The sequence below is a fragment of the Pseudomonas sp. D8002 genome (assembly GCF_013385695.1).
Lineage (GTDB): Bacteria > Pseudomonadota > Gammaproteobacteria > Pseudomonadales > Pseudomonadaceae > Aquipseudomonas.
This window is the reverse complement of sequence record NZ_JACAPM010000004.1, coordinates 298,055-309,818: the sequence shown is the minus strand read 5'-3', so window position 1 is coordinate 309,818 and position 11,764 is coordinate 298,055. Positions and strand designations below refer to the sequence as shown.

The 11,764-nt window shown below is 62.2% G+C and carries 9 protein-coding genes; 8 read left to right on the top strand and 1 reads right to left on the bottom strand.

The genetic code is table 11. The features are described 5' to 3' along the window. Window positions 1-257: 257 nt before the first annotated feature. The 8 genes from prmA (at window position 258) to HX807_RS02640 (ending at window position 10,726) form a co-directional block, all read left to right on the top strand. Window positions 258-1,136, top strand: coding sequence for a 50S ribosomal protein L11 methyltransferase (gene prmA, locus HX807_RS02675; RefSeq protein ID WP_003217316.1), 879 nt, complete (start codon window positions 258-260; stop codon window positions 1,134-1,136). Window positions 1,137-1,166: 30 nt separating this feature from the next. Beyond that, window positions 1,167-2,429, top strand: coding sequence for a DUF3426 domain-containing protein (locus HX807_RS02670; protein WP_177049163.1), 1,263 nt, complete (start codon window positions 1,167-1,169; stop codon window positions 2,427-2,429). A 185-nt stretch (window positions 2,430-2,614) separates the two neighbouring features. Further along, a complete protein-coding gene (gene dusB / locus HX807_RS02665; protein WP_003217321.1) occupies window positions 2,615-3,628 on the top strand; it encodes a tRNA dihydrouridine synthase DusB in 1,014 nt (337 codons plus the stop codon). After that, the gene (gene fis / locus HX807_RS02660) at window positions 3,625-3,945 is read left to right on the top strand and encodes a DNA-binding transcriptional regulator Fis (protein ID WP_003186237.1); all 321 of its coding nucleotides are present in this window, start codon (window positions 3,625-3,627) and stop codon (window positions 3,943-3,945) included. Before dusB ends, fis begins: the two co-directional genes overlap by 4 nt. Window positions 3,946-4,026: 81 nt before the next feature. Beyond that, complete coding sequence (purH, locus tag HX807_RS02655) at window positions 4,027-5,634, top strand: bifunctional phosphoribosylaminoimidazolecarboxamide formyltransferase/IMP cyclohydrolase (RefSeq protein WP_008439025.1); 1,608 nt, start codon at window positions 4,027-4,029, stop codon at window positions 5,632-5,634. A 138-nt stretch (window positions 5,635-5,772) separates the two neighbouring features. Then, window positions 5,773-7,065, top strand: a complete 1,293-nt coding sequence (purD, locus tag HX807_RS02650; RefSeq protein ID WP_003217326.1) for a phosphoribosylamine--glycine ligase — start codon at window positions 5,773-5,775, stop codon at window positions 7,063-7,065. Between the two features lie 102 nt (window positions 7,066-7,167). Further along, window positions 7,168-9,945: a hybrid sensor histidine kinase/response regulator gene (locus HX807_RS02645; RefSeq protein WP_177049161.1), complete on the top strand. Its 2,778-nt coding sequence runs from the start codon at window positions 7,168-7,170 to the stop codon at window positions 9,943-9,945. A 184-nt stretch (window positions 9,946-10,129) separates the two neighbouring features. Next, window positions 10,130-10,726 carry a MarC family protein gene (locus HX807_RS02640; protein ID WP_003217330.1) on the top strand — a complete coding sequence of 199 codons (597 nt, stop codon included), beginning with the start codon at window positions 10,130-10,132 and terminating at the stop codon, window positions 10,724-10,726. Window position 10,727: 1 nt separating this feature from the next. Here HX807_RS02640 and HX807_RS02635 read toward each other — a convergent pair whose 3' ends face one another. Next, window positions 10,728-11,519 (bottom strand): hypothetical protein, encoded by a 792-nt coding sequence (locus HX807_RS02635; RefSeq protein ID WP_102606174.1) that lies wholly within the window; start codon window positions 11,517-11,519, stop codon window positions 10,728-10,730. Between the last annotated feature and the right edge of the window lie 245 nt (window positions 11,520-11,764).

The window sequence follows — 11,764 nt, the reverse complement described above, 5'->3', positions numbered from 1 at the left end:
GGGCGGTTTTGTTGTTTCTGCCCACCCGATTTTTCTGGATGGATACATTCCCCTTGTGGGAGCGGGCTTGCTCGCGAATGCGGTATGCCAGTCAACACATCCATTACTGACACACCGCATTCGCGAGCAAGCCCGCTCCCACATTTTGTTCTGTGTACACCAGCAGTACAGTCGTCTTCTGCTGTTCGCTCGCGTAAACTTGCGCGTCTTTCGCAGCCCTACCCCGCTGCACACTCATTTTTTCAAAGGTGCCCGCCATGCCTTGGCTGCAAGTCCGTCTCGCCATCAGCCCAGAACAAGCCGAAACCTACGAAGACGCGTTCCTCGAAGTGGGCGCCGTGTCGGTGACCTTCATGGACGCCGAAGACCAGCCGATCTTCGAACCCGAGCTCAACACCACCCCGCTGTGGTCCCACACCCATCTGCTGGCCCTGTTCGAAGACGGCACCGATGCCGCCAGCGTCCTGGCCCACATGGAACTGCTCACCGGCGGCCCGCTGCCGGAACACCATAGCGAAATCATCGAAGACCAGGACTGGGAACGCAGCTGGATGGACAACTTCCAGCCAATGCGTTTTGGCCAGCGCCTGTGGATCGTGCCGAGCTGGCATGCCGCCCCCGAGCCAGACGCCGTGAACCTGCTGCTGGACCCGGGCCTGGCGTTCGGCACCGGCACCCACCCCACCACCGCGCTGTGCCTGGAATGGCTCGATGGCCAGGACCTGAAAGACTGCAACGTGCTGGACTTCGGCTGCGGTTCGGGGATCCTGGCGATCGCCGCCCTGCTGCTGGGCGCCAAGGAAGCGGTCGGCACCGATATCGACGTGCAAGCCCTGGAAGCCTCCCGCGATAACGCCGGGCGCAATAACATCGCTGAAGAGAAATTCCCGCTGTACCTGCCGGAGCAATTGCCCCAGGTGCAGGCCGACGTGCTGGTGGCCAATATCCTCGCCGGGCCGCTGGTTTCCCTGGCGCCGCAGCTGTCGAGCCTGGTCAAGCCGGGCGGCCGCCTGGCGCTGTCGGGCATCCTCGCCGAACAGGGCGAAGATGTTGCCGCAGCCTACGCCCAGGATTTTGAGCTGGATCCGATCGCCAACCGCGATGGCTGGGTACGCATCAGTGGTCGTCGGCGCTAGAATGAGCGCCTGCATGAATCGGATGGCCGCATGACCGACAGTTTCGTCACCCAGTGCCCACACTGCCAAGCACGCTTTCGCGTCAACCACGCTCAATTGAGCGTGGCCCGTGGCGTGGTGCGCTGTGGGTCGTGCCTGCAAGTGTTCAATGCCGCTCGCCAACTGCTGGAGCAGCGCGCCAATGCGCCCGCGCCCCAGGCACCACCTGCGGCAGAGCCGCCGGCAGCCGTAGAACCGCCACCCCAAGCGCCGCGAGCCATCAGCCAGAAGCAATGGACCGCCGAAGAGCTGGACCTGGATAACCTGGACCTCGACGTAGAACTGGCCAAGCTGGAACGTCGCGAGATCCAGCACACCCAGCCCGTGGGTGCCGACCGTCGCCAGCCCGGCGCCGATCGTCGGCAAAAGGAAGATGCCCTCAGCGCCAGCCGTGATACGGCCAAGGCCGAGGAAGAGCAATGGGCCTCCAGCCTGTTCAGCGAACCCCGGGATGAACGGGCCCAAGCCCCGCAAATGGTCGACGACGAACCGCAACCGGCCAAGGCAAGCCCAGGCAAACCCAAGCGCACCGAACCGTCGATGTCGTTTGAAGCGGTCGAGCCGGACGACGAACCACCGCTGCACACAAGCCCCACCGCTGACGAACTCGACCCACCGGTAACCGCCGTAGCAGACGAGCCGGAACCCGAACAACCGGAACGCCCGCAGCCCAAACGCAAGCGCCCTCGCCCCGAGGCTGGCGCCCACGACGACCTGCTTTCGGACCTGGAAGACGACCCGCTGCACCTGTATTCCCAGAAGCGTTCCTCCGGCTGGGGCCGCCGCCTGTTCTGGGGCTTGCTGGTGCTGCTGGCCGCCGCCGGCCTGGCGGGACAATACGTCGCCTACCAATTCGACGACCTGGCACGCCAGGACGCCTACCGTCCATGGTTCCAGGAACTGTGCCCGAAACTGGGCTGCACCGTGCCATCCCGGGTCGATATCGCCCACATCAAGAGCAGCAACCTGGTGGTGCGCAGCCACCCGGAGTTTGCCGGTGCCCTGGTGGTGGACGCGATCATCTATAACCGCGCGACATTCTCCCAACCGTTCCCGCTGCTGGAGCTACGCTTTGCCGACATGAACGGGAATATGATCGCCAGTCGTCGCTTCAAACCCGCCGAATACCTCAGCGGCGAGTTGGCAGGCGTGACCGAGATGCCCTCCCAGACGCCGATCCACATTGCCCTGGACATCCTCGACCCGGGCAACAAAGCGGTGAATTACAGCCTGAGCTTCCACTCCCCCGAGTGAAACGGCTGCCTGGCCGGTGCTTGACGGCAGATTATTGACTGCATCGCCTTTGACCAAACCTGCGGCGATAAGAAAATAACTGCTCAGATTTTATCCAATTCAGCCTTTATCCAGTCATCGAGAGCGGGTATCATGCCAACCCTTTTTCGAACTCTAATGATCCGGCCCCACAACAGGGAAGTCCTATGTCGGCGGTACGCATCGGCCCATACACATTGCACAACGGCTTGATCCTCGCCCCGATGGCGGGCGTCACCGACCAGCCCTTTCGTCAGCTTTGCAAGCGTTTGGGCGCAGGGCTTGTAGTCTCGGAAATGGTCACCAGCGACATGAGCCTGTGGAACACCCGCAAATCGCGGATGCGCATGATCCACGAAGGTGATCCCGAGCCCCGCTCGGTACAGATCGCCGGCGGTGATGCGCAGATGCTGGCGGATGCGGCCCGGGCCAACGTGGAGTTGGGGGCGCAGATTATTGATATCAACATGGGTTGCCCGGCCAAGAAGGTCTGCAACAAGGCCGCAGGTTCTGCCCTGTTGAAGGATGAGCAGTTGGTGAGCGAGATCCTGCATGCCGTTGTCGCTGCAGTGGATGTGCCGGTCACCCTGAAGATCCGCACCGGTTGGGACCGGGACAACAAGAATGGCCTGACGGTGGCGAAGATCGCCGAGCAGGCGGGCATTACAGCGCTGGCGGTGCATGGCCGCACCCGCGCCGACCTTTACACCGGTGAAGCCGAGTACGACACCATTGCCGCGATCAAGCAGGCGGTGTCGATTCCCGTCTTTGCCAACGGCGACATCGACTCAGCCGAGAAAGCCCGGCGCGTGCTGCACGCGACCGGCGCCGATGGCCTGTTGATTGGCCGGGCTGCCCAGGGGCGGCCGTGGATTTTTCGTGAGATCGAGCATTTTCTGCGTACCGGCGAAACCTTGCCGGCACCGGAGCTGATCGAGGTGGAACGTATTCTGCTAGAGCATCTGGCCGCCCTGCACGCCTTCTACGGAGACGTGATGGGAGTACGCATTGCTCGCAAGCATGTGGGCTGGTATCTCGCAACCTTGCCGGGCGCCAGGGAGTTTCGCGCCCACTTCAATCGTTTGGATGATACGGAAGCACAGTGCGCCAACGTTCGTGAGTTCTTCTCCGAGCGTTACAAGAGCCTGGTGACAGGGGACGGAGAAGGGGTGGCCGCATGACGATGATGACCGAGACTTTAGTGAGTGGAACAACACCCGTGAGCGACAACGTCAATTTGAAACAGCACCTCAACACGCCGAGCGAAGAAGGCCAGACCCTTCGCGGGAGTGTCGAGAAGGCGCTGCACAATTATTTCGCCCACCTTGAGGGCGCTGCCGTCACGGACGTGTACAACCTGGTGCTCTCCGAAGTCGAAGCGCCGTTGCTCGAAAGCGTGATGAACTACGTCAAGGGCAACCAGACCAAGGCCAGTGAGCTGCTCGGTCTGAACCGTGGCACGCTGCGCAAGAAACTCAAGCAGTACGATTTGCTGTAAGCATTCAATCAAACCAGAAAGGCGCCCGCGTAAAAACGGACGCCTTTTTTGCTGACTCCTTTGCTTTTGATGGAAATTGAAATGACCGACCAGACTACCCGCCTGCCGATCCGCCGTGCCTTGATCAGTGTCTCCGACAAGACCGGGATCCTCGAATTTGCCCGGGAGCTGGAAGCCCTGGGCGTGGAGATTCTCTCCACCGGCGGGACCTTCAAACTGCTGCAGGACAACGGCGTGGCCGCAGTGGAAGTGGCGGACTACACCGGTTTCGCAGAAATGATGGACGGTCGGGTCAAGACCCTGCACCCGAAAATCCACGGCGGGATCCTCGGTCGTCGCGGTATCGACGACGCCATCATGAGCGAGCACGGCATCAAGCCGATCGACCTGGTGGCCGTTAACCTGTACCCGTTCGAAGCCACCATCAACAAGCCAGGCTGCGACCTGCCGACCGCCATCGAAAACATCGATATCGGCGGCCCGACCATGGTTCGCTCGGCAGCCAAGAACCACAAAGACGTGGCCATCGTGGTGAACGCCAGCGACTACGCCAACGTACTGGAAAGCCTGAAAGCCGGCGGCCTGACCTACGCCCAGCGCTTCGACCTGATGCTCAAGGCCTTCGAACACACCGCTGCCTACGACGGCATGATCGCCAACTACATGGGCACCGTGAACCAGGCCGCTGAAACCCTCAGCACAGAAGGTCGCAGCCAGTTCCCGCGCACCTTCAACAGCCAGTTCATCAAGGCCCAGGAAATGCGCTACGGCGAGAACCCGCACCAGAGCGCGGCGTTCTACGTTGAGGCCAAGCCTGCTGAAGTCGGCATCGCCACCGCGACCCAACTGCAAGGCAAAGAGCTGTCGTACAACAACGTGGCCGACACCGACGCCGCGCTGGAATGTGTGAAGAGCTTCGTCAAGCCAGCCTGCGTGATCGTCAAGCACGCCAACCCGTGCGGCGTGGCCGTGAGCCCGGACGCTGAAGGCGGTATCCGCCAGGCCTACGAACTGGCCTACGCCACCGACACCGAGTCGGCCTTCGGCGGCATCATCGCCTTCAACCGTGAGCTGGACGCCGAGACCGCCAAGGCGATCGTCGAGCGTCAGTTCGTTGAAGTGATCATCGCGCCATCCGTCAGTGAAGAGGCTCGCGCCATCGTTGCCGCCAAGGCCAATGTGCGCCTGCTGGCGTGCGGCGAGTGGTCGGCCGAACGTGCCGCTGCCTGGGACTACAAGCGCGTCAACGGCGGCTTGCTGGTACAGAGCCGCGACATCGGCATGATCGGCAGCGCCGATCTGAAAGTGGTGACCAAGCGCGCCCCGACCGAACAGGAAATCAACGACCTGATCTTCGCCTGGAAAGTCGCCAAGTACGTTAAATCCAACGCCATCGTCTACGCCAAGAACCGCCAGACCATCGGTGTCGGCGCGGGCCAGATGAGCCGCGTGAATTCGGCACGCATCGCTGCGATCAAGGCAGAACATGCCGGCCTGCAGGTCGCCGGTTCGGTGATGGCGTCCGACGCATTCTTCCCGTTCCGTGATGGCCTGGACAACGCCGCGAAAGCCGGTGTTACCGCCGTGATCCAACCGGGCGGCTCGATGCGTGACGCAGAAGTGATTGCAGCGGCTGATGAAGCCGGCATTGCCATGGTCTTCACCGGCATGCGCCACTTCCGTCACTGATTGCTCGTTCCCACGCTCTGCGTGGGAATGCAGCCCGGGACGCTCCGCGTCCCAAAGCGTGACGCAGAGCGTCACAAGAGGCATTCCCACGCAGAGCGTGGGAACGGTCAGAATTCAGCGTCATCCGAGGTTTTTGAAATGAATGTTTTGATCATTGGCAGCGGTGGCCGTGAACACGCCCTGGCCTGGAAAGTTGCCCAGGACCCACGTGTCCAGAAAGTTTTCGTCGCCCCCGGCAACGCCGGTACCGCCATTGAAGCCAAGTGCGAAAACGTCGCCATCGACGTGTTGGCCCTTGAGCAACTGGCGGACTTTGCCGAGAAAAACGTTTCCCTGACCATCGTCGGCCCGGAAGTGCCCTTGGTAGCTGGCGTTGTGGACCTGTTCCGCAGCCGCGGCCTGGACTGCTTCGGCCCAACCGCCGGCGCTGCCCAGCTGGAAGGCTCGAAAGCCTTCACCAAGGATTTCCTGGCGCGCCACAAGATCCCGACCGCCGACTACCAGAACTTCACCGAGATCGAGCCGGCCCTGGCCTACCTGCGTGAAGTCGGTGCACCGATCGTGATCAAGGCCGACGGCCTGGCCGCCGGTAAAGGCGTGATCGTCGCAATGACCCTGGCTGAAGCCGAAGACGCCGTGCGCGACATGCTCGCCGGCAACGCTTTCGGTGAAGCCGGTTCGCGCGTGGTGATCGAAGAGTTCCTCGACGGCGAAGAAGCCAGCTTCATCGTGATGGTCGACGGCAAGAACGTACTGCCGATGGCCACCAGCCAGGACCACAAACGTGTGGGTGACGGCGACAGCGGCCCGAACACCGGCGGCATGGGTGCCTACTCCCCGGCGCCAGTGGTTACCGCCGAAGTGCACAAGCGCGTGATGGACCTGGTCATCTGGCCAACCGTGCGCGGCATGGCCGACGAAGGCAATGTGTACACCGGTTTCCTGTACGCCGGCTTGATGATCGACAAGGCCGGCAATCCGAAAGTCATCGAGTTCAACTGCCGCTTCGGCGACCCGGAAACCCAACCGGTGATGCTGCGCCTGCAATCGAGCCTGGTGCTGTTGGTTGAAGCTGCGCTGGCCCAGGCCCTGGACAAGGTCGAAGCCCAGTGGGACCCGCGCCCGAGTGTCGGCATCGTGCTGGCCGCCGGCGGCTACCCGGCCGACTACGCCAAGGGCGATGTGATTGAAGGTCTGGACGCGGCTGCTACGCTGGAAGGCAAGGTGTTCCACGCGGGCACCGCGCTCAAGGATGGCAAGGTCGTCACCGCCGGTGGTCGCGTACTGTGCGCAACCGCCATGGGCAGCAGCGTAGATGCCGCCCAGCAACAGGCTTACAAGCTGGCGGCGAAGATCGACTGGAAAGGCTGCTTCTACCGCACCGACATTGGCTACCGTGCCATTGCCCGTGAGCGTGGCGAAAGTCAGTAAACAGCTATCCGTTCGGTTAGGCAGGGGCCTCTGGCCCTTGCCCTACGCTTGTGGCCCCGCGCATAGTTATACCCATGCATCAACCTACGAAGGGATTTCGCCGTGCGCTGGCTCAGGATCGCCATAGGTTTCACTGTCAGTCTGCTGACCTTGCTCTGCTTGCTCCCGGCCCAGGCCGCCGCACAAGGCAGTGGCTGGGCAGTATTGCTTGATGAACAGGCCGATCTGCAACTGAGCGACATCCGCTCGCCCCGCTACATCAATCAATTCAGCCCCATCGAACTGGACCGGATTACCGCCGCGCAACCGGACGGTGCGTTGTGGGTACGCTTCAGGCTGCAACCCGGCAAACACGAGCAAGTGCTGCGGGTATTCGCCCCTGACCTGTCACACCTGAACCTGTATGTACTCGACGGCGACACCCTGGTGGAGCAGGAAGCTACCGGCACCCGCCAGCCCCAGGCCGAGCGCCCGCTGCCCAGCAGCGACTTCATGCTGCCGATGCCGCAAAGCCAGAAGCCGCTGGACGTGTACCTGCGCATGGTCTCGGAACACGAGCTGCGCCCCTACATCACCCTTGAGCCGGCCGTGCTGGCTGCGGCCAACCAGAACCAGACGCTGATCTACGGGCTGCTGTTCGGTTGCCTGGTGATGCTGATCCTGCACAACCTCACCCGCTACGCCTACCATCGCTCCCGCAGCAGCCTGTGGCTCGCCGCCTGCGAATTGCTGTTGCTGCTGAGCCTTGCGCTGCTGCTCAACGTGCTGGGCCCGTGGTTGCCGAACTGGCACGCGGTACAAACCCCCGGTGCCTACCTCGCCCTGCTGCTGACCGCGCCGTGCGGGCTGATGTTTGCCTACCGCTTCTTTGCGCCACTGGGCCCGCATCCGCTGAACAAGCTGTTGATGGCCGACATCCTGCTGATCGTCCTGACCGGCCTGTTGCTGCTGTTCGTCAACACCTTGCCCCTGAACATCATCACCTACGCCCTGGTGGCGCTGGCCGGCCTGAGCATGTTGTTCGTCTCGGCCTATCACTGGCAAAAGGGTTACCGCCCGGCGCGCCTGTTCATGCTGGCGATGGTGATCTTCAACATCGGCACGCTGATTATTCTCCCGGCCTTGCTGGGCCTGACGCTGGTGCCGCCACAAGGCTTGATCATCACCCTGCTCGGCTTTATCTGCCTCAGTGGCCTGTTGATGAGCCTGGCCCTGGGCGAACGCCAGCGCGCCATCACCGAAGACAACTTCAGCCTCAGCCGCGACCTGGCGGCCAGCAACGCCGAAATCGCCGCCAAGGCCGAATTCCTGGCGAAGATCAGCCACGAAATTCGCACGCCCATGAACGGCGTGCTGGGCATGACCGAACTGCTGCTGGGCACCCCGCTTTCAGTCAAGCAACGCGACTACGTGCAAACCATCCACAGCGCCGGCAACGAACTGCTCACCCTGATCAACGAGATTCTCGACATCTCCAAGCTGGAATCCGGGCAGATCGAATTGGACGATGTGCAGTTCGACCTCAACGCGCTGATCGAAGACTGCCTGAGTATTTTCCGCGCCAAGGCCGAGCAGCAGAACGTCGAGCTGATCAGCTTTATCCAGCCCCAGGTACCCCGGGTGATCAGCGGCGACCCGACGCGGCTGCGCCAGGCACTGTTGAGCCTGCTGGAAAATGCCCTGCAAAAAACCGATGAAGGCGAAGTACTGATCGTCGTCGCACTGGACGAGCGCAGCAGCAAACCGCGCCTGCGCATTGCCGTGCAAGACAGCGGCCTGCCGATGGAACCCGCCGAGCGCGACGCCCTGCTGCACAGCGAGTTGCACAGCAAGAACTTCCTCTCTGCCACCCGCCTGAGCGGCCATCTGGGCCTGGTCATTGCCCGCCAGCTGATCCTGTTGATGAACGGCGAATTCGGCATCAAGAGTGGCAGCCAGCAAGGCAGCACATTGTGGCTGACCTTGCCGCTGGACCCGGAACGCCTGGAGCACCCGACCTCGGACCTAGACGGCCCGCTCAAGGGCGCGCGCGTGCTGGTGGTGGACGACAACGACACCTGCCGCAAAGTGCTGGTGCAGCAATGCACGGCCTGGGGCCTGAACGTGAGCGCCGTGCCTTCGGGCAAGGAAGCCCTGGCGCTGCTGCGCACCAAGGCGCACCTGCGGGACTATTTCGACGTGGTGCTGCTGGACCAGAACATGCCCGGCATGACCGGCATGCAACTGGCGGCGAAGATCAAGGAAGACCCGAGCCTGAACCACGACATCCTGCTGATCATGCTCACCGGCATCAGCAATGCGCCGAGCAAGATCATCGCGCGCAACTGCGGGATCAAGCGCATCCTCGCCAAACCCGTGGCCGGCTATACCCTCAAGACCACCCTTGCCGATGAGTTGACCCAGCGCAGCAAGGGCTCCGTGCAACCACGCCAGCCGGCGATCAGCGCGCCGGCCCCGGTGACCGTGCCGAGTGACTTCCGGATCCTGGTGGCGGAGGACAACAGCATCTCCACCAAGGTGATTCGCGGCATGCTCGGCAAGCTCAACCTGCAGCCGGACACCGCCAGCAACGGCGAAGAAGCCCTGCAGGCAATGAAGGCCCAGCGCTACGACCTGGTGTTGATGGACTGTGAAATGCCGATCCTCGACGGCTTCTCCGCGACCCAGCAACTGCGTGCGTGGGAAGTCAGCAACCAGCGGATTCGTACGCCGGTGGTGGCGCTGACGGCGCACATTCTTTCGGAGCACAAAGAGCGTGCACGCCAGGCCGGGATGGACGGGCACATGGCCAAGCCGGTGGAGTTGTCGCAATTGCGCGAGCTGGTGGAGTACTGGGTAGCACAGCGGGCACAACGCCCCGAGCACGCCCCGACTTCCTGACACGCCCAACCTGTAGGAGCGAGCTTGCTCGCGAAGAACCTGAGAGCGCCGCGTTAAACCAGAAAGCCCGCGTTATCGTTAACGACCTTCGCGAGCAAGCTCGCTCCTACAGGGGATCAGTGCAGCCCGTTCGTCACAGGCCTGATAAACTCCCGCTCGCCCTCCTTCGCTGCGAGCTCCCACCATGCTCCACGTGCTATTCAGCGTTTACCTGAAGATGCTGGTGCTCTACAGCCCCTTCTTCGTGCTCTCCTGCTTTATCAGCCTGACTCGCGGTTACTCCAGCAAGGAGCGGCGGCGCCTGGCCTGGAAAGTGGCCCTCGCCACCCTGGTATCGAGCGTGTTGCTCTACCTGTTCGGCCGGGTGATTTTCAGTGTGTTCGGCATCACCGTCGACGCCTTCCGCATCGGCGCCGGCAGTGTGCTGTTCATCTCGGCCCTGGGCATGGCCCAGGGCAAGTCGGCGGTGCAGACCGACAACGTGCAGCAGGACGTGACCATCGTGCCGCTGACCATTCCCCTGACCGTCGGCCCCGGCACCATCGGTGCGCTGCTGGTGATGGGCGTCAGCCAGCCGCACTGGGACGACAAGATCACCGCGATCCTCAGTATCGCCCTGGCCAGCCTGACGGTGGGCGTGGTGCTGTACCTGTCCAACCGTATCGAACGCATCCTCGGCGACCAGGGCTTGCAGATTGTCAGCCGGTTGATGGGGCTGTTCGTGTGCGCCCTGGCCGCACAAATCATCTTCACCGGTGTACGCGGTTACCTGGTGCCGTAGATCAAATCCTGTAGTTGGCGATAGCCAGGCGGACCTTGTCCCCTGCGCTGTCCCGCAGCAGTTGAATCGTGTCTTCGTTGACCACCGAGCTGTTCAGCACCAGGCATGTGCGGCCACTGAAGGCCTCGACGGATGCACTGTCCCACTCCAGAAACGGTATGCCCAGTTGCTTGCTGACGCCGTGGGAGCTGTACGTCACCAGCACCATCGAAACTTCCCCGGCGATTTCCGAGCAGGACGCCAAGCCGAAATCGCCACCGTCACGCGTGGTGGTATTTCGCTTGAATAACTCAAATGAGGCCGGGAGCTGCTTCAACGCTTCAACCGCCTCCGCCACCCGTTTGGGCAATACACTGATCAGTGGCCCCGACAGAAACGTCGAGGCCACGGTGGCCGCCATCAGGTTCAGCGCCGCCAGCTGTACCGACAGCCCCTTGCGAGAGGTGTACACCCGCTCGAAACTGCTCCTGACCGGCATCCAGCCGAGGCTGCTCATGACCTTGATGAATTCGTTGTACCAGGCCTCTGTGCCCCGGGCGACCCGCAGCACATCGCTGACGTAGCTGCTCGCCAGCAAATAGCTTTTGCGGGTGTACTCCTTGTTGAGGCTGGTCATGCCTTGCACAAACGACATGACGCTGTTGTTCACCACCGCCGCGTCCAGCTCATCATCCGCCTCGGGCTTCACCGGCGCGCTCAACCCCGACGCCAGGCCGGGCGCGCCCGGAAGCCGGTAAGCGGCAATCAGCTTCCTCCTTTTTGCGCTGTTGATCCGTTTGTTGTTTCGCTCCATAGCCATTTCTCCATAACCCCCAACATGGGGCTCAACGCCAACACTAGTCGACTTGCCGGGGATTTTGAGCTGCTGGAAATTGACCACGGGACGCGCCGCGACCCGCAGGAAAAATCACTGCAGGCGGCGCAGCTGAGTAAACGCTGGGGATGAGGCGGCGGCACACAAAAGCGCCGTGCTTTTCTTCAAGCCGTAGAGAAAGGTATGACTTGAGCCGATGCAAAAAAACCTCGGCAAGCAGATCT

Coding starts and splice junctions, on each gene's coding strand:
- prmA (WP_003217316.1), top strand. CDS start 258: ATGCCTTGGCTGCAAGTCCGTCTCGCCATCAGCCCAGAACAAGCCGAA.
- HX807_RS02670 (WP_177049163.1), top strand. CDS start 1,167: ATGACCGACAGTTTCGTCACCCAGTGCCCACACTGCCAAGCACGCTTT.
- dusB (WP_003217321.1), top strand. CDS start 2,615: ATGTCGGCGGTACGCATCGGCCCATACACATTGCACAACGGCTTGATC.
- fis (WP_003186237.1), top strand. CDS start 3,625: ATGACGATGATGACCGAGACTTTAGTGAGTGGAACAACACCCGTGAGC.
- purH (WP_008439025.1), top strand. CDS start 4,027: ATGACCGACCAGACTACCCGCCTGCCGATCCGCCGTGCCTTGATCAGT.
- purD (WP_003217326.1), top strand. CDS start 5,773: ATGAATGTTTTGATCATTGGCAGCGGTGGCCGTGAACACGCCCTGGCC.
- HX807_RS02640 (WP_003217330.1), top strand. CDS start 10,130: ATGCTCCACGTGCTATTCAGCGTTTACCTGAAGATGCTGGTGCTCTAC.
- HX807_RS02635 (WP_102606174.1), bottom strand. CDS start 11,519: ATGGAGCGAAACAACAAACGGATCAACAGCGCAAAAAGGAGGAAGCTG.